Source organism: Mycobacterium sp., from assembly GCF_032159765.1.
Classification (GTDB): Bacteria; Actinomycetota; Actinomycetes; order Mycobacteriales; family Mycobacteriaceae; genus Mycobacterium.
The window spans coordinates 15,483-31,981 of sequence record NZ_JAVHWM010000217.1; the positions used below are offsets into that span (position 1 = coordinate 15,483).

18 protein-coding genes are annotated in these 16,499 nt (G+C 63.7%); 11 read left to right on the forward strand and 7 right to left on the reverse strand.

Going from position 1 to position 16,499, the window contains the following annotated elements; translation table 11 throughout:
- The first annotated feature begins 6 nt into the window (after positions 1–6).
- Together QOH60_RS27665 and QOH60_RS27670 are read left to right on the forward strand one after the other, a co-directional pair.
- Complete coding sequence (locus QOH60_RS27665; protein WP_526425082.1) at positions 7–780, forward strand: ion channel; 774 nt, start codon at positions 7–9, stop codon at positions 778–780.
- Positions 781–826: 46 nt separating this feature from the next.
- Positions 827–1,453, forward strand: coding sequence for a DUF4232 domain-containing protein (locus QOH60_RS27670; RefSeq protein ID WP_526425083.1), 627 nt, complete (start codon positions 827–829; stop codon positions 1,451–1,453).
- Here QOH60_RS27670 and QOH60_RS27675 read toward each other — a convergent pair.
- Positions 1,441–2,004, reverse strand: a complete 564-nt coding sequence (locus QOH60_RS27675; protein ID WP_526425107.1) for a TetR/AcrR family transcriptional regulator — start codon at positions 2,002–2,004, stop codon at positions 1,441–1,443. The genes QOH60_RS27670 and QOH60_RS27675 overlap by 13 nt on opposite strands.
- Before the next feature lie 41 nt (positions 2,005–2,045).
- On the opposite strand from QOH60_RS27675, the gene QOH60_RS27680 reads away from it, so the two are divergent.
- Positions 2,046–3,146 carry an amidohydrolase family protein gene (locus tag QOH60_RS27680; RefSeq protein WP_526425084.1) on the forward strand — a complete coding sequence of 367 codons (1,101 nt, stop codon included), beginning with the start codon at positions 2,046–2,048 and terminating at the stop codon, positions 3,144–3,146.
- The gene (locus tag QOH60_RS27685) at positions 3,143–3,910 is read left to right on the forward strand and encodes a class II aldolase/adducin family protein (RefSeq protein WP_526425085.1); all 768 of its coding nucleotides are present in this window, start codon (positions 3,143–3,145) and stop codon (positions 3,908–3,910) included. The genes QOH60_RS27680 and QOH60_RS27685 overlap by 4 nt, the downstream gene beginning before the upstream one ends.
- A 9-nt stretch (positions 3,911–3,919) precedes the next feature.
- Here QOH60_RS27685 and QOH60_RS27690 read toward each other — a convergent pair whose 3' ends face one another.
- Positions 3,920–4,315, reverse strand: coding sequence for a nuclear transport factor 2 family protein (locus QOH60_RS27690; protein WP_526425086.1), 396 nt, complete (start codon positions 4,313–4,315; stop codon positions 3,920–3,922).
- An 88-nt stretch (positions 4,316–4,403) separates the two neighbouring features.
- Between QOH60_RS27690 and QOH60_RS27695 the strand changes: the two genes are divergently transcribed.
- Entirely contained in the window at positions 4,404–4,637 is a 234-nt protein-coding gene (locus QOH60_RS27695; protein ID WP_526425087.1) for a hypothetical protein, read from the forward strand.
- On the forward strand, positions 4,631–5,152 hold the full coding sequence (locus tag QOH60_RS27700) for a hypothetical protein (RefSeq protein WP_526425088.1): 522 nt from the start codon (positions 4,631–4,633) through the stop codon (positions 5,150–5,152). The genes QOH60_RS27695 and QOH60_RS27700 overlap by 7 nt, the downstream gene beginning before the upstream one ends.
- 73 nt (positions 5,153–5,225) lie before the next feature.
- Here the strand turns inward: QOH60_RS27700 and QOH60_RS27705 are convergent, their stop codons facing one another.
- Together QOH60_RS27705 and QOH60_RS27710 are read right to left on the reverse strand one after the other, a co-directional pair.
- Positions 5,226–6,329: an NAD(P)H-dependent amine dehydrogenase family protein gene (locus QOH60_RS27705; RefSeq protein ID WP_526425089.1), complete on the reverse strand. Its 1,104-nt coding sequence runs from the start codon at positions 6,327–6,329 to the stop codon at positions 5,226–5,228.
- On the reverse strand, positions 6,322–6,756 hold the full coding sequence (locus QOH60_RS27710) for a hypothetical protein (RefSeq protein ID WP_526425090.1): 435 nt from the start codon (positions 6,754–6,756) through the stop codon (positions 6,322–6,324). Before QOH60_RS27710 ends, QOH60_RS27705 begins: the two co-directional genes overlap by 8 nt.
- 220 nt (positions 6,757–6,976) lie before the next feature.
- Between QOH60_RS27710 and QOH60_RS27715 the strand changes: the two genes are divergently transcribed.
- Complete coding sequence (locus tag QOH60_RS27715; protein ID WP_526425108.1) at positions 6,977–7,957, forward strand: LLM class flavin-dependent oxidoreductase; 981 nt, start codon at positions 6,977–6,979, stop codon at positions 7,955–7,957.
- Positions 7,958–7,977: 20 nt separating this feature from the next.
- On the forward strand, positions 7,978–9,051 hold the full coding sequence (locus QOH60_RS27720; protein ID WP_526425109.1) for an NAD(P)H-dependent amine dehydrogenase family protein: 1,074 nt from the start codon (positions 7,978–7,980) through the stop codon (positions 9,049–9,051).
- A 2-nt stretch (positions 9,052–9,053) separates the two neighbouring features.
- Here QOH60_RS27720 and QOH60_RS27725 read toward each other — a convergent pair whose 3' ends face one another.
- Positions 9,054–10,304, reverse strand: a complete 1,251-nt coding sequence (locus QOH60_RS27725; protein WP_526425091.1) for a TetR/AcrR family transcriptional regulator — start codon at positions 10,302–10,304, stop codon at positions 9,054–9,056.
- A gap of 244 nt (positions 10,305–10,548) precedes the next feature.
- On the opposite strand from QOH60_RS27725, the gene QOH60_RS27730 reads away from it, so the two are divergent.
- Complete coding sequence (locus QOH60_RS27730; RefSeq protein WP_526425092.1) at positions 10,549–11,787, forward strand: cytochrome P450; 1,239 nt, start codon at positions 10,549–10,551, stop codon at positions 11,785–11,787.
- Positions 11,788–11,830: 43 nt separating this feature from the next.
- Entirely contained in the window at positions 11,831–12,943 is a 1,113-nt protein-coding gene (locus QOH60_RS27735; protein WP_526425093.1) for an ABC transporter substrate-binding protein, read from the forward strand.
- Positions 12,944–13,022: 79 nt separating this feature from the next.
- Here QOH60_RS27735 and QOH60_RS27740 read toward each other — a convergent pair whose 3' ends face one another.
- Complete coding sequence (locus QOH60_RS27740) at positions 13,023–13,874, reverse strand: SDR family oxidoreductase (RefSeq protein WP_526425094.1); 852 nt, start codon at positions 13,872–13,874, stop codon at positions 13,023–13,025.
- A gap of 98 nt (positions 13,875–13,972) precedes the next feature.
- On the opposite strand from QOH60_RS27740, the gene QOH60_RS27745 reads away from it, so the two are divergent.
- The gene (locus QOH60_RS27745; RefSeq protein ID WP_526425095.1) at positions 13,973–15,178 is read left to right on the forward strand and encodes a cytochrome P450; all 1,206 of its coding nucleotides are present in this window, start codon (positions 13,973–13,975) and stop codon (positions 15,176–15,178) included.
- Here QOH60_RS27745 and QOH60_RS27750 read toward each other — a convergent pair.
- A complete protein-coding gene (locus tag QOH60_RS27750; protein WP_526425096.1) occupies positions 15,175–16,446 on the reverse strand; it encodes a TetR/AcrR family transcriptional regulator in 1,272 nt (423 codons plus the stop codon). The two genes, QOH60_RS27745 and QOH60_RS27750, sit on opposite strands and share 4 nt — an antisense overlap.
- Positions 16,447–16,499 lie beyond the last annotated feature (53 nt).

Below are 16,499 nucleotides of genomic sequence, written 5' to 3' on the forward strand. Positions count from 1 at the left end.
GACCGTATGAACGCAATGTCGGTTGGCGAAAAGACTCGCGTAGAACGATGGGAGCACCGTACAGAGTGGCCGCTGGCTGCGGTGGCCATCGCATTCCTGGTGGTGTACTCCATCCAGGTGCTCGTACGGCCCCCCGGACCGGTGTACAACTTCCTCAGGTGGGTCGACCTCGCTCTGTACCTCGCATTTGTGGTGGACTACTTTGCGAGATTGGTTCTCGCCGAGAATCGTCTGCACTGGTTTGTCCGCCATTTGCTTGACTTTGCGATTGTCACTCTGCCGTTTCTACGGCCACTGCGGATACTCCGCTTGGTCGTGCTCATCGAAGTATTGGAGAAGGCGTTCGGCGACGCCCTAAGAGGACGCATCGTGCTCTACACCGCGTTCAGCTCGGTCCTGTTGGTGTACTCGTCGTCCCTTGCCGTCCTCGACGCGGAGCGACACGTTGCACACGCGAACATCAAGAATTTCGGCGACGCGCTCTGGTGGTCGGTAACGACAATCACCACCGTCGGTTACGGCGACTACCAGCCGATCTCGTTCACGGGCAGGATCGTCGCCGTCCTGTTGATGATTGGCGGCATCAGCCTGCTCGGCATGATCACCGCGACGGTCGCCGCGTGGATCGTGCAACGGGTGGCCGCCAAGGACACCGCACTCGAGGCGGCGACCGCGGCACACGTCCACGAATTGCGCGCGGACATAGCGCAGTTGACCTCGCTCGTGGAGCAGTTGCGCGACGATGCCGATGCCCGGCGACAATCGCCCGTGGGCGAATAGCCGCCATTTGCCCGTTCGCCCGACACCGCGGGTCTAAAGTTCGGCCATGAGCCGGGGTGAGGCGACGACCCGATGGCTGCTCATCCGCGTCGCCGTGCTGCTGCTCCCGACACTGCTCGTCGCATGCAACGCCGGCCCGGACTCCGCGAGCTCGTCGTCAAGCACATCGGACACACCGTCGTCGACCAGCACGCCGTCCTCGACTAGCACACCGTCGTCGACAACGTCGCCGGCCAGCAACCGCTGCCGTGCCGGCGATCTAGCCGGAAGTATCGGGTTCGTCAGCGCCGCGAGCGGAAAGCGGCGGGTCGATATCTATCTCACCAACCAGTCTGACAAACCTTGCACTGTAGAGGGATATCCTCAGATCGACCTATTGACTTCCTCCGGGGGAGCGATCGATTACCCGGCGCGAAAAAGCCTGAACCCCGGCGGGATCTTCGCGCACGATCTGGTCATTCACCCGTTCACGCTGCAGCCGGAGATGACCGCTTACGCCGTCATCGTCTTCAACGGCGCCTGGATCACCGAGGCGGAGAAGAAGACCTGCGTGAAATGGACCGCGCTCGCCGTCACCCCGCCAGACGAACAGGGTCAGCTTGCGATCCCCTACGCCGATGAGGCATGCATCTACCCGCTCGAGATCGGACCGCTGGACGATCACCCGCCATAGTCAGCCCGCGTGCGCCTCGGCTTCGGCGCAGGCATCTCGAATCGGTCGATGATGCGGTGGACCAACCCGATCGCGTCCTCGTGACCGCCCGTGGTGCCCAGTGCGTTCTCGAGGACCAGGGTGCGACCGATCGAGGCGATGACAACCGCCAACGCGGCCGGCGAGAACTCCTCCGCATCGAGACCATGTTGGCGCACAATGAAATTCAGCGCAGTGATTTGCATCTCACGCCACCGTTTTGACCAGGCCGCGATCTCGGCCTTGATGATCCTGCGATGGTTCGCCAGCCCCATGAACTCCAACAGCAGCCGTGTGCCCCGCGGTTCGCTGACCGATTCCCAAAATGCGTGCAGCGGCCGCTCCGACGCCAGCGCCTGCTGTTGACGATCGAGGTTGGCGGCGGCCCCGCGGCGGAAAACGGCCAGATACAGCTCGTCCATCGTGGGGAAGTAGTAGTGCACCAGCGCGGGCTTGACGCCAGCCCGTGCCGCGAGGTCGCGGCCGCAAGAGCCACGTGATGGGCCTCGACATCGGGTTGCTATTTGCCTAATTTAGAGAAATAGATTCCGACCACCTCTGAAAAGAGGGTCACATGTCACTTGTGATCGACGCCGACGGCCACGTCGAGGAACCGCTTCCGGAACTGGTGGATGCCATCCCCGCGGGGATGCGAGGCAGCGCGCCGGAGTTCGTCGCCGAATCAGGCGGCCACGTGACCTACCGCATCGAAGGGCGGCTGTGGCGCTCGAAGTATCCGTTCCCTGGCGGGCTGGAGAATCACGTGTCGGCGGGCGGTGAGCGGCGCGAGGGCGGCCGCGACCCCAACGTCCGCCTCCAGGTTCTCGAAGATGAGGGCATCGACGCCGCCGTGCTGTACCCCAGCGTCGGCTTGATGTTCGGCCTGCTCGAGCATCCCGATATCGCCGCGGCCCTGTGCGGGGCGTACAACGACTGGCTCGCCCTGTACTGCGCCACCGATCCCAAGCGCCTCATCGGCGTGGCGCTACTACCCCAGCAAGACCCGCGCCTCGCGGCGGCAGAGCTCGAACGCGCCGTCACCGGCCACGGTTTCGTCGGCGGCGTCATGCGACCCAACAGAATTGGCGGCCGCACCGTCGACCATCCCGATTTCGACGTGTTGTGGGACAAGGCACAACAACTCGACGTCCCCCTCTCGTTTCACGAGGCGTACCTCTCGGGCCTCGACACAGTCGGACTCGACCGCATGTCCAGCTACGCGGGCTGCCACATCGTCAGCCACGTGTTCGAGCAGATGGCGGCGATGGTCAGCGTGACGTTAGCCGGTATCTACGAGAGGTTTCCGGCGCTGCGGGTCGGATATCTCGAAGCCGGCTGCGGCTGGGCGCCCACGTGGGTGGACCGCATCGAGGAGCACTACGAGCTGGCGCCGGGCGATTACCGCGGGGGAGACCCCAAGCACACCATCAATACGCGGTCGTGGCTGACGTTCGAGATCGAAGAGCCCGGGCTGGCGTCGACCCTTCACCAGGGTTGGGCAGACAACGTGATGTTCGCCTCCGACTACCCCCATCACGACGCGGTGTTCCCCGGGGCCGTCAAGAGTGTGCACGACCGCGGTCTCGGTGATGCGCTCGAGCGAAAAGTCATGGCCGCCAACGCGCTTGCTTTCTATGGTGACCGGCTGCGCCGCATCGTCGGTGACTCGGCATGACGTCGGGCAACCAACCGACCGCCATGCGCGCGATGGTGGTGACGAAGCCGATTGCTCCCGCGCTGCCCGAACTCACCGCCGCGCAAGAGCTGGCGCTGCTGTGCCGGTGCCTGTTCGCTGAAGGCTACGATGATCATCTCGCCGGCCACATCACGTACAAGCAAGCCGACGGGACCTTTCTGGTGAACCCGTTCGGGTTGACGTGGGACGAGGTCAGCGCCAGTGACATCATGACGATGGACGCCGACGGCAACGAGATATCAGGCCGGTGGACCATCACCCCGGCGATCACGCTTCACGTCGAATTGCACCGCACCAGAGGCGATGTCGGCGTGGCGATCCACAACCACTCCCGGTGGGGAACCGTCTGGGCCGACATCGGGCGGGCTCCGGATATCTACGACCAGACCGGCGCGCTGTACCACGGCGACGTCGCTGTCTACGACGAGTACTGGGGAACGGTCGACGACGCCGGCAATGCCCGCGCTGTCGCCAAGGCGATCGGGAACGCCAACATCGGGCTGCTGGCCAACCACGGTGTCGTCGTTCTCGGCGCCGACATCGAGCAGGCATACCTGCGGGCGATGTCCTTCGAATGGCGCTGTCGCCAGGCCTGGCGGATCGCGGCTGCCGGGGGAGGTGTGCCGATGAATCGTGACGCCGCGCGCACCTACGGCGAGTTTTTCAACACGCATCCGTTCACAGGCTTGTTTGCGGCCATGGCACGTCGCGAGTTGCGTCGTGACCCCTGCGTTTTGAACTGACCGCGCCCGTCACGTGGCGCGGGCACCCTCCACCGGCCCGTCGTCTCCCGGCCGTTTGACGAACACGCTGACATGGGAGATGAGCCCGTCGTCGCCCTGCTCGAACACGATGCACTCGGGATATTCAGTGAGTACGCCGTTGACGCCGAAGGTCTCACTCAGCTCGACGTAGGACAGGCGATCCGAGATGCGAGACAACCGCTGAACCTTCAACTCATAGTTCCGCAGTGTCGGGATGAGGCCGCTGAGGAACTCGACGTAGCGCTGCTTGCCGTCGATCCGATCGCAGAACGGGCCGTCCCGGGTCAGGCCCTCATCGGAGATCGTGGCCGCAAGGCCGTCCCAGTCGTGGGCGGCCATGCACGCCAGGTAGCGCTCCACTGTGTCCGTCTCGACCACGCTCATGAAGAAAGCTTTGCGCTTTACGCGATGGGAGTCCAGTGCACCGGCGTAACGTGATTCGCCTCAATGTTCGTATCTATGAGGAGACCTGATGCGAAGAATTCTCATCGCGGTGATTGCGCCGGCTCTGACCGCGAGTTCGTTCCTGACCGCACAAACCGCGGGCGCGGCCGATGTCACGCCGAAGCCAACGCCCGCATACTCGCAACCGATGACCCCGCCCGTGAAGCCACTCGATTGCGTCGGTACCACCGGGCGCTTCGGGTGCGGCCCGGGGTGGTTCTGGCGCGACGGCTGGCGGGGCTGGGGCTGCTACCCATGCTGACCATCAGAGCCTCACGGGCCATCAGCGGCGGGCTGGCGGCAACCACGGCGATGACCATCGGCCTCGCTGTTGTCGGAATAGGCGGTGCGGCAGCCGATCCTGGCAATCCCACGCCTGTGGACCCGAATGTCATCACCGACTCAACCGCGTGGTCGACTCCCGGGCCGGTCTGGAATCCGAACGGGCAACAGGGCGTTACCGCTGTCTACACTCACCGCGACAGCACGAGGACGATCACCAATACGATCCTGGTGTTCCCCGACCCCGGTTCTGCGACAGCCGCCCTTACCGACCCCCAGGTAACCAACGGCAAGGCCCAGCCAGTGGCCGTCGGCGCTGGCGGAAGACTAACTGCGGGCAAGTCAGCTGACGGAGCTCAATCGATGAGTGTCCTGCAATTCACGGAGGGCAATGACGCCGTCACTATCAATTTCATCGGCCCGTTAAAGGATCCGGCACCAGTTGATTTCGTGACCGAATACGGCCAGGCACAGGACAATAGCCTAAAGGCCTAACGAGGCTCCACGAGTGTGAATCCTGTGCGACGACACGCTGAGGCCATTCGCAGAGGATTCAGACTCGCGATCGCTACCCCGTGGCGAACGCGCCTTTCGGGATGGTCAGCGGAAGATCCACCGAGCTGTGCAACCCGGGCTCGGCGGCGATCACATAGGGCACGGCGTTCACGACGCGCATCGCCGTCGCGACCATTGCGCCTGCGCCCGAGGTCATTCCGCCGATCCCCGCCTTCTTGGCGTCGCGCAGGGTTGCCGCCAGGATGCACTCGATATCCGGGTCACCGGTGATGGACACGCGATACGACAGATCACCGATGCCTGTCGGCCAGTCGGGCGCGACGTCGTGGGCCAGGCGGGTGACGTGTTCGATGATGATGGCTTCGCGTCCGTCGACCACACCGATGGCCTTCATCCGCAGCGCTCCGCACGTGCCGGCCTCGACGGTTCCCATCGCCACCTCTAGGGTCCGGTCGGTCACGGCACGGTCGAACGACTCGCGCACCTCTTGGATCTCGACGCCGAGTGCATCGCCGACCAAGCGAAGCTGTCCTTGCCATTCGCCGGCGATGGCGCCCGTGAAGCTGATCCACGGCTGGTAATCGAGCGGCCGGCCGAATCCCAGGGCGTCGCTCATGATGTCGGGGACGCCGTAGTCATCGTAGAGACCCATTTCGTAGCAATGAATCTTCTCGATTGTCGAGGACTGCGTGGACAGTACGAGCGGCAGGTAGTCGGCGGCGAATCCGGGCTCGATGCCCGACGCATAGAGCGACACCTGACCCTGCTTAGCGGCCGCGACCAATTGGTCGCGCCACTCCGCCGGCTCGTAGGCACGGGGATTTACCAGACGCGTCGTGCTGGTGGTGACCACGTTGACGCCGGCGCTCAGGATCCTCACGTAGTCGGGGATCGCCAGCGCGTCGCGTTCAGGCCCACTGGCCGCGTAGATCACGCAGTCGGGCTTCAGAGCGAGCAGGGCGTCCGCGTCGTTGGTAGTCGCGAGGCCGATCGGCTCCCCGTTCGCGAGCTCGCCTGCGTCCTTGCCGACCTTCTCGTCGGAATGCACCCACACTCCGACCAGCTCGAGGTCGGGGCGGCGCGCGATGGCGCGGATGGCGATGCAGCCGATGCCTCCCGTCGCCCACACCACTACCCGCTTCGGGCCTTCACCCATGAGAGTCCTCCTTCGTCCATCGTGAATATTGTTCTGCGGATTGGTGATTACCGGTAGAAGGGGCCTGGCTTTCCCGCCTTCTCGAGGTCGCCGTAGGGGTCGTAGACCTTGACGGCAGGGTCAGAGCCCAGTGGGCACGGCGCTCGCGCACCGACCACACGATCGTCACGCCGAAGAATCCGACCGTGAGCAGAGCCGACATGACGGTCGTGACAAGCGGCCAGTCGGTGATGCCAAGAAATGGTGGGTACCGCGGCGTTTCCGGCGCCGGGTTCGTCGTGCGGGGATCACCGTGCAGACCGCTCTGCATCGAGGCCAGCGCGAACGCGGCGAATGCGATGTAGACCGCTGCGGCAACGCCCCAGCCAAGCCATCCCCAGCGCTTGGAGCCCTGGTCAAGGTGCGAAGGCGGCGCCAACTCGATCAAAGCGAGAACACCGTCAGAAGAACTGAATGCGTTGCGGGGCAGGTCAACACGGGGCCGGCGCGACCGCTCGAGCTGGCGTGCGCCATCGCTGGTATCCCTTCGGCTGCCCCGATACCAAGTACCTAAGGTTTGATCCGCAAGCTAGCAGCCCGTGCCGAGGCGGTCAAGAGACCAGAACAAAGGTTAGGTTAGAGTGGGTCGTCGTGGAGATCTCGCACCGATGCTGACACTGCGGTTCGACATGCGCGCCCCGGGTTGGGCCGCGCCGGCGGCCGACCTGTATGCCGCGGCCGTCGACATGTGCTCGTGGGCAGAGACTCGCGGGGCGATCGTCGCGGTGCTCTCGGAGCACCATGGGACCGAAGACGGACACCTGCCCAGTCCGCTGATCCTCGCATCGGCGATCGCCGCAAGGACGAAGAGCCTCGCGATACTTCTTGCGGCTGTGCCGATTACGCTGTGCGACCCGGTGCGGCTCGCCGAAGAGATCGCGGTGCTGGATCAGATCAGTCGCGGCAGAGTCGCGTATGCCTTCGGAATCGGCCATCGACAGGAGGAGTACGACCACTTCGGGGTGGATTGGGCTACACGCGGAAAGCTCGCCGACGAGAATCTGGCGGTCGTTCGCGGTCTGCTTCGCGGTGAGCCCGTCACCTACCGTGGCCGACAGGTTCTCGTGACGCCGTCGTGCGTCGCGGAGAGCGGGCCCCAGATGATGATCGCCGGTGGCAGCAGACCCGCTGCGCGGCGCGCCGCGCGTCACGGGATCGGGTTCATCTCGCAGGCCGCGTCCTCGGATCTGAAGGACTTCTACGACGCGCAGTGCCGCGCCCATGGTTTCGAGCCCGGCCCGGTCCAGTTCCCGGTCTCGGGTGCACCCACAGCGGCGTTCGTCGCCGACGACGTTGATCGAGCATGGGATGAGTTGGGCCCCTATCTTCTTCACGACGCCGTGACGGCAGCGTCCTACCGTCACGGTGACGACTCGGTCGCGAGCATCACTCGAGCCGGTACCGTGTCCGACCTTCGTCAGCCGGGTGGCCCCTACCGAATGTTCACCGTCGACGAGGCCGCTGAGTACATCCGCGGCGGTCGGCCGTTGCCGCTTCATCCCTTGTGCGGGGGTATTCCGCCGGACGTGGCGTGGCCATACCTCGAGCTCGCCGCACTGGCGACCCAACGATCACAACAAGGAGCGTGATGGTGTCCCTGCCCAATGAGTTGTCGCGGCCGATACGGGTCGTCGTCTGGTCGACCGGTGGCGTCGGCTCGATCGCCATCGATGCCGTACGCCAACGTCCCGATCTCGAACTTGTTGGCGTATGGGTTCATTCGACCGAGAAGGTGGGCAAGGATGTCGGCGAGCTTGCGGGCGGCGAGCCCATGGGAGTACGCGCCACCAACGATGCCGACGCACTGATCGCACTGAAGCCCGACTGCGTGGTCTACTCCGCGAGCGGACCCGAGCGGGATGCCGCGGCGGTGCCGGACTACCTCCGTCTTCTTCAGTCAGGCATCAACGTGGTGGCGACCTCGTCGACAAGCCTGATCTATCCGCCCGCCTACATCGTCGCCGAGTGGCGTGACCAGCTGGCGGCTGCTGCAAAGGCGGGCAACGCGTCGCTCTACGTCTCCGGAATCTTCCCGGGGTTCGCATCCGACCAGCTGGCCTTGGTGCTCGCCACGCAGTCGAAGAAGATCCGGTGCATCACGGTGTCAGAGGTCGCGCTCAACGACCATTACCCAGTGGCCGACGTGATGATGGACGGGATGGGTTTCGCCCGGCCACTGGACTTCGAGCCGATGCTCAAGTCACCGGGCTTCATCATGATGGCTTGGGGCGCACCGATTCACCTGATCGCCGCCGGTCTTGGCGTCACCGTCGAGGAGATCAACGGGACACTGGACCGGCAACTGACCAACCGTGACATCCAGGTGGCTTTCGGCACGGTACCCGCCGGCACCTGTGGTGCCGTACGCACGCGTGCTGCGGGTGTCGTGAACGGCCGTGAGGCCATCGTCATCGAACACGTCATCCGGATGGCCCGCGACGTCGCACCCGACTGGCCCAGATCGGATTTCGACGCGACCTACCGCGTCGACATCGAGGGTGATCCGAACATCCACTGCGCGATGACAATGGGGGAGGCCGAGGGTCACGCCGCCGGCCATGCCGCGATGGCGGCGACGGCCATGCGGGTGGTCAACGCTATCCCGTACGTCGTCGACGGTCCCGCCGGGCTTCTCAGCTCGCTCGACCTTCCGACCACGCTGCCGCGGTACGTGTTCGACTGAACCTAGCTGCCCGTCACCGCGCGTCGGTGAGGTTCAGCAATCCCGCGAAGCAGCGTCTCGCGGACATGCACCAGCGAGGCCCTGACGCCGATTTCGCGCAGTATGTTCTCCGGTAACCACTGCAGTCCCATCACCGCGCGCGCGAGCATTTCACGTGGCGCGTCGATGCGGATCTCGTCTGATCGAATTCCCTGCGAGAGAAGGGCTTTGGTCTGCTTGAGCCGGGTAGGGAACTCGACACTGGGATTAGGCGCGTCAGGCGGAATCTGGCGCATCCAGGCCAGCTGGATACGGAACTCGTCGCCGCACCTGTCGAGTGCGTTGATATTGATCCAACTCAGCGCATCGAGCTTTTCGAGCGGCGACGAGCTCGAGCGCAGCACCGCCTTTGCCCCCGTCTCCGTCCTTTCGCCGAACGTGCCCATGATCGACGCGAGCAGCTCCTCTTTGGAGCCGATGAGCCGGAACACGGTGCCGTGTCCGATGCCCGCCGCAGCGGCGATGTCGCGGATCGTCGTGCCCTCATAACCGCGACGCCCGAACTCGGCACGCGCAACCGCGCGGATGTGTCCTGCCTTGTCGACGTGCTCCCCATCGTCAGCCCAGCTCTGGATCACCTCATCGGCAGCCAGGAATGCAGCAGAGGCGTCCAACTCAGAATCGGATCGGCGGCCCGCGTCCAATCCCCGCAACATGATTTGGCACAGCAGCGTCGCGACATGGTCTGCCGAGGCGTTGTGTCGGATGACATCGGTTCCGACCTGCAACATCGATTGGCACACGCGGTCCGCGAGCACGCGGAGATCGATCTCGGACTTCAGGTCGCCACCCCACCGGGTAGCCCGCAGCGTCTGGTACATCGCTTCCAAGATCGCCACTGGGCGGCGTTGCGTCCATTCGACGAGCTCACGATTCGAGCTCGGAGTTTCGTAGAGAGAGATCTGAATCGCCGCGCGGTGCTCGACAGCACATCGCGCGACGGCGGTACCGAGAGAAACGATGCGGTCGAACCCCGGCCGCGCCGACGGATCGTCGAGCGTGTCAACCGCGTGCTCGGCGATTCGGTCGAGGTCCGTGTGGTACCGGCGGAGAAGTTCGACGAGGAGCGCTTCCTTCGAATCGAAATGATGGTAGAGGCTACCGGTTTGGATACCGGCCGCGCTCGCGATGTCGTGCATCGATGTGCGAAGCCCTGACGTCGCGATGAGCGATGCTGCAGTTTCCAGAACCTCGGCACGCCGAGTGCCGTCCATGAACGCATGGGGCGATCGAGGAGCACTCCTCGACACCAGCACGATCAGGCTCCTGTCTACTTCGATGACGAACCTTGCCGAATATCTGAACGAAAGTTAGGTCAACGCTAGCAGAAAATTGCTGGTGGGTTGGCGTCCAAGACCTCTCGCGCTACTCGTGCCGACGTGCGCACAGAACTCCGATTTCACCATTCCGAACAAACGTTAGGTTTGTTAGCCTCGTGCGGGATGACGAGGAGACCACATGACTGAGCCGATCGCCGACGAACTCTCGCAGGGGGTGAAGGACGCGCAGGCCAAGTTCGATGCCGGCATGGGAGCCGACGGAGACGCGTCGCCGTATCCGCTGCTCGCCAAACTCCGGGCACAGGCGCCTGTACACCCGGGATGGCCCGAGATGGGCATACCGCCGGTGGAGCCGGGAACGGGACAGCAGATCTTCACCGCGTACACGTTCGACGCCGTGAAAGCCGTGTTCACAGACAACGAGACGTTCAGCACAAAGTGCTACGAGGCAATCGTGCGGCCGCTACAGGGCCCAACCATCCTGGAGATGCAGGATCCCGAACATGCGTTGTACCGCCGACTGCACGAGTTCGCGTTCGCGCGGTCGTCGATGCGACGGTGGGAATCCGAACTCGTCCGGCCTCTGGTGGAGCGCACCGTCGACAGGTTCCGGGACAGGAAGAGCGCAGACCTCGTCGAGGAGGTCTTCATGCCGATCCCCGTGCGCGTGATCGCCGCACTACTTGGATTGCCAGATTCCGATATCCCCGAATTCCACCGACTGGCCATCGATCTCCTCGGGTTTTACTCCGACATGGACGCGGCGCTGAAGGCGTCCGCGGAGATGAAGGAATACTTCGTCGGCATCCTGGCGGATCGCAGAGTAGAGCCGAAGGACGACATGGTCAGCAAGCTGGCCGCAGCGGACATCAACGGAATCCGGATGTCCGACGAGCAGATCTACGGCTTCATGCGAAACTTGTTGCCCGCCGGCGCCGAGACTACGTCGCGATCTACCGCGAGCCTTGCCCATGGGCTGCTCACCCACCCCGATCAGCTGCACGCCGTGACGGTCGACCGCAGCCTGCTGCCGCAGGCGATCGAAGAGGGCATCCGCTGGGAGACACCGCTGCTCAACTTCATGCGGGAAACGACACGCGATGCAGAATTCTTCGGCACCGAAATTCCCTCGGGATCGACGGTGTCGGTCAATCTTGGCAGCGCCAATCATGACGCAGCGAGGTGGGATCGCGCCGAAGAGTTCGACATCTTCCGAGAACGCAAGCCCCACATCGGTTTCGGCCATGGGGCCCATGTGTGCCTGGGAATGCACCTGGCCAGGCTGGAGAGCACGATGATCTTCAACACGCTCTTCGATCGCCTACCCGGGTTGCGCCTGGATCCCGACGCGCCGCCGCCGTACGTGGCGGGCACCTTCTTCCGGTCTCCCCAACACCTGAAGGTCATCTGGGACTGAACTTTCGTCGGCGCCAACCAACCACCACGACTTGAGGAGACCTGTGTCCTACGAGAGCACCGCCGAACCGATAAAAATCGGCTACCTGATGGACTTTCTTCTCCCAGAGGGCTTTCCGAAGACCTACTTCGAAGATCTCACTCAACCCTTCGACCTGGTCTTCAAGCAGGCCACCGACAACGGTCTGTTCGATAGGCCGATCGAGATCATCTACCGAGAAGTCGAAGGGCTGCCGAAGGGCTCGGTCAAGGCCGTCATCGATGCCTATGGGGAACTGGTGGACGAGGGTTGCCTGGCGATTTTCGGCCCTCACATCGGCGACAACGCAGTCGCGATCAAGGAAGCGCTCAACGAGCGGTTCCGGGTCCCGGCGATCAGCGTCACGGGCTCCGACGAGGCGCTCGATGAATGGTTCTTCGCGTTTCCCATGGGCTCGCACTTCGACGAGCCGATCTTCTGGGCGGATCTTCTGGTCAAGGGCGGCCACAACGACGTGGGCGTGCTGATGGAGCAATCCCTGGTCGGCGAGGCCTATGTCGCCAACTTCCGAAAGGCGTGCCAGCAGCGCGGCATTCGTATCGTCGCCGAAGCTTCGATAGCGCAGACCGCGCAGGATGTCAGCCAGGCAGTGCGCACGCTATACGACGCGAAGTCGCAAGCGATCGTGCACGCCGGCTTTGGTTTCGGCGTTGTCTTCGTCAATCCCGCGCTGGCCGAGCTTGACTGGGACCCGCCGCGATTCTGCGGCACGGCATTCCAGAACGCGTGGCTGAACCCCGTGATGTGGAGTGCCTTCATGGGGTGGGTCGGTGTCGACCAGTACGACGAGGGCAACCTCGTCGGGCAGCGGTTCCTCGACGAGTACAACGACGCCTACGGCCGGCGCCCCGAATGGTGTGTCCCGGTGGTCAACAGAGATGTCGCAATCACGGTGCTGCGTGCCCTCAGCGATGCGCATCCGCTCAGCCCGCGCGGCGTCAAAGAGGCACTCGAAAGGGTCAAGTCGGTGCCTGCCGCGTCAGGCGCGCCGGGCACCCGCATCTCTTTCGGCAACTGGACCCGTCGAGGCTGGATGGGGTCGGGCTACCTGGTCGCCAGACGGCTCGACGCGGATGGCGTCAATTCACACCTGGTTGACCGCTTTGGCGAGGAATAGCCGCCGAGACTGCGGGGAGATCGCAATTTCGCCCGAATTCGCGATCTCACAGCAGTCTCGGCGACAGCGCGGCGGGGGGTCAGCTCAAGTCGCTGAGCGAGATCTTCCCCATGATCAGGTCGAGGATCATCTTGCCCGGTGCGAACGAACCCGTGATGGAGGACATCGCGTGTCCGTTGTCGACGAGCAGATTGACTCCGCTGATCGCCCGTGCCCCATTGCTGTTGAGAAAGACCATCGCGCTGGCCATCTCGTCGGGTGTGTGGTGCTGAGTCCCCGTCTCGTCGCGGTAATCCTGCGCGAAGGACAGCCACAGGTCGGCGTTGGCCTGCGCAAGCGGCGTGTCGGTGGGGCCGGGGCAAATCGCGTTGATCCGCACGCCCTTCTTCATGAACGGGAACGACTGGATCGCCACGTACGCGTTGATGACCTGCTTGGTGAAGCCGTAGTGGATAAAACCCTCGGCCTCGTGGGCAGCCACCCAATCGACGGCGGACTGGTAGTCGGGCGTCGCCAGGAACTCCTGGATTCGCGGCAGGTCGTTCTCCCAGCCGAGACCGGCCAGCGACGAGATGAAGCAGATCGCCGCGCCGTGGGGGAGTTGGTCCTTCTCGAACGCCCGGTCGATGAGATGACGGTGTCCGATGAAGTTGATGCGCATCAGGTCAGGGCCGTCGGCCACACCCGCCGCCGAGAAGATGGCGTCGATCGGTCCACCGACCTCATCGAGCGCACTGTCGATCGACGCCGGGTCGCGCAGGTCGACTGTGATGGCCTTGTCCACTGGATAGCTCACAGGGGCGTAGTCCATGACGACAACCTCGGCGCCGAGCTCCTTGGCCTGCTGGGCCGCCGCCGCCCCCATACCGGTGGCGCCGCCAACCACAAGCGCCCGCTTGTTGTCGTATCTGAACTGCTCGATACCAGTCATCTCGTCCTCTCCAAAGAGCCGCTTTCTGCAGCGGAACACCGTTACCATACGGGGGAACGTATGTTTGGTCTTAGGCAGGGTAGCCCTAGGAGTCAGCCGTGACAGGTGCCAGCACGATCGATCTGTACTACGACCCGTTCGACTTCGAGATCGACGACGATCCATACCCGATCTGGCAGCGACTGCGAGACGAGGCTCCGCTGTACTACAACGAGAAGTACGGCTTCTATGCATTGAGTCGCTACGCGGACGTGGCGCGGGACTTGCACAATTTCGAGTCCTATAAGTCAGGGCGGGGAACCACCCTCGACATTCTGCTCAACAATGTCGACGTTCCGCCGGGGATCATTCTGTGGGAGGACCCGCCGATGCACGATCTGCATCGGCGTTTACTGTCAAGGGTTTTCACGCCGCGGCGAATGGAAGCGATCGAGCCGCTGGCGCGTCAGTTCTGCGCGCAGGTCCTCGATCCGCTGATCGGCTCACCTGGCTTCGACTTCATTACCGACCTTGGGGCATGGGTTCCGATGCGGGCCATCGGTTATCTGCTCGGTATCCCGGAGGAGGATCAGGCCGCGTTCCGCAACAACGCCGACGGCCTCATCGAACTGAAGGACGGGACCAAGCTCAAAGAGCTCCCGCCGGACTACATCGAACAGAACTTCACGATGCTTTCCGACTACATCGATTGGCGGGCCGACCACCCCTCCGATGACCTGATGACACAGTTACTCAACGCCGAGGTCGAGGAAGCGGACGGGTCACGCCGGCATCTGACCCGCGGCGAGGTGCTCAACTACACGGGCACCCTGGCCGGCGCGGGCAACGAGACGACGACCCGCTTGATCGGTTTCCTCGGGCAACTCTTGTCCGACCATCCCGACCAGAGACGGCAGATAGCGGCCAACCCGTCGTTGATCGCAGGAGCGATCGAGGAAACGCTCCGTTTCGAGGCACCGTCACCGGTGCAGGCGCGATACGTCGCACGAGACGTCGAATGCTATGGCCACACTGTGCCAGAAGGCTCGGTCATGTTGCTGCTCAACGGATCTGCGAACCGCGACGGACGGCAATACAACGATCCTGACACCTACGACATCCACCGCAATGCCACCCACCTGAGCTTCGGGCAAGGAGTGCACTTCTGCCTCGGTTCGGCGCTCGCGCGGGTGGAAGCACGAGTGGTGCTCGAAGAAGTGATCAAACGCTGGCCCGACTGGGAAGTCGACTACGGGAATGCCGTGAAGGCCCACACCGCGAGCGTGCGGGGGTGGTCCCGCCTGCCGGTCGCCGTCGGCGGCTAGGCGTTGCGTTCGGCAACCCCGCGCACGACGGTGTCGCGGGCGAGAATGAGTGCCGCACGCGTCCCCAGATCTCCGATGATGTTCTCGGGCACCCAGAGAACGTCCATGACGCACCGCGAGAGCATGTCCACGGACGGGCTGTCGATGCGGATCGTTTTGGACTTGATGCCTTCGGACAGAAGCGATTTGAGTTGCCGCATTCGCGTAGTGAATGCCAGACCAGGGTTCGGGGTGTCCGGTGGCGACTGCCGCATCCAGGCCAGCTGAATCTTCCATTCGTCAGGGAACTGGTCGAGTGCGTTGATGTTGACCCAGCTGAGCGCGTCGAGCTTCTCCACCGGCGTGGCATCCGCGCGCAGAACGCTGACGTACGCGCCACCGATCTTTGTGCCAAAGGACAACATGATCGAGGCGAGAAGCTCGTCCTTTGATCCGATCAACCGGTAGACCGTGCCTGTGCCCAACCCCGCCGCGGACGCAATGTCCCTGACGGTGGTGACTTCATAGCCCTTGCGGCCAAACTCGGCCCGGGCGACCGAACGAACATGAGCGCCCTTGTCGTTGGCGGCAGAGCTCTCGTCCGTCCAGGTCTCGATGGCGCTTTCGGCCGCCTTGAACGCGTTGGAGCGATCCAGTTGGGCATCGCTCGGGGGCCGGCTTGCCAGGCCTCCCAGCATGATCCGGCACATCACTGTCGCGACCTGATCGGGTGACGAGTTGTGCCGAATGACGTCCAGCCCAGCGTGCAATGTGCTCTGGCAGATCCGGTCGGCAAGTGTAGGCAGGTCGATGTCAGGCCTGATGTAGCCGCTCCACCTGCCGGCACGAAGCGTTTGCAGCATCGCTTGCTGGACACCCGTCGGCCGTTCTTGGAGCAACTTCATCAGCTCCCGGTTGCTGCTCGGTGCCTCGTAGAACGACATCTGGAGGGCGGCGCCGTGCTTGGCTGCACATCGTGCGATCGCGGATCCCAGATCGGCGATCTTGTCCGGCAGCGGCCGCGCATCGGGTTCGTCCAGTTTCTCCAGTGCGGCCTTGCCGATTCGATCGAGGTCCTCGTGGTAGCGCCGGACCAGCTCGACGAGGATGGCTTCCTTCGACTCAAAATGGTGGTAGAGGCTCCCGGGCAGGATTCCCGCAGCGTCGGCGATCTCCTGGAGTGACGTGCGCAACCCGGATGATGCGATCAAGGCGGCGGCGGTTTCGAGCACCTCTGTGCGGCGCCTGCCGTCGGAATCTGCGGCCTCGGACGAATCCTGAAGAGCCACAACACCTCCAACGGTTGACCCAGATTGAGGAACCAATCTTTGGTACACGCTAC

Coding starts and splice junctions, on each gene's coding strand:
- QOH60_RS27665 (WP_526425082.1), top strand. CDS start 7: ATGAACGCAATGTCGGTTGGCGAAAAGACTCGCGTAGAACGATGGGAG.
- QOH60_RS27670 (WP_526425083.1), top strand. CDS start 827: ATGAGCCGGGGTGAGGCGACGACCCGATGGCTGCTCATCCGCGTCGCC.
- QOH60_RS27680 (WP_526425084.1), top strand. CDS start 2,046: ATGTCACTTGTGATCGACGCCGACGGCCACGTCGAGGAACCGCTTCCG.
- QOH60_RS27685 (WP_526425085.1), top strand. CDS start 3,143: ATGACGTCGGGCAACCAACCGACCGCCATGCGCGCGATGGTGGTGACG.
- QOH60_RS27690 (WP_526425086.1), bottom strand. CDS start 4,315: ATGAGCGTGGTCGAGACGGACACAGTGGAGCGCTACCTGGCGTGCATG.
- QOH60_RS27695 (WP_526425087.1), top strand. CDS start 4,404: ATGCGAAGAATTCTCATCGCGGTGATTGCGCCGGCTCTGACCGCGAGT.
- QOH60_RS27700 (WP_526425088.1), top strand. CDS start 4,631: ATGCTGACCATCAGAGCCTCACGGGCCATCAGCGGCGGGCTGGCGGCA.
- QOH60_RS27705 (WP_526425089.1), bottom strand. CDS start 6,329: ATGGGTGAAGGCCCGAAGCGGGTAGTGGTGTGGGCGACGGGAGGCATC.
- QOH60_RS27715 (WP_526425108.1), top strand. CDS start 6,977: ATGCTGACACTGCGGTTCGACATGCGCGCCCCGGGTTGGGCCGCGCCG.
- QOH60_RS27725 (WP_526425091.1), bottom strand. CDS start 10,304: ATGGACGGCACTCGGCGTGCCGAGGTTCTGGAAACTGCAGCATCGCTC.
- QOH60_RS27730 (WP_526425092.1), top strand. CDS start 10,549: ATGACTGAGCCGATCGCCGACGAACTCTCGCAGGGGGTGAAGGACGCG.
- QOH60_RS27740 (WP_526425094.1), bottom strand. CDS start 13,874: ATGACTGGTATCGAGCAGTTCAGATACGACAACAAGCGGGCGCTTGTG.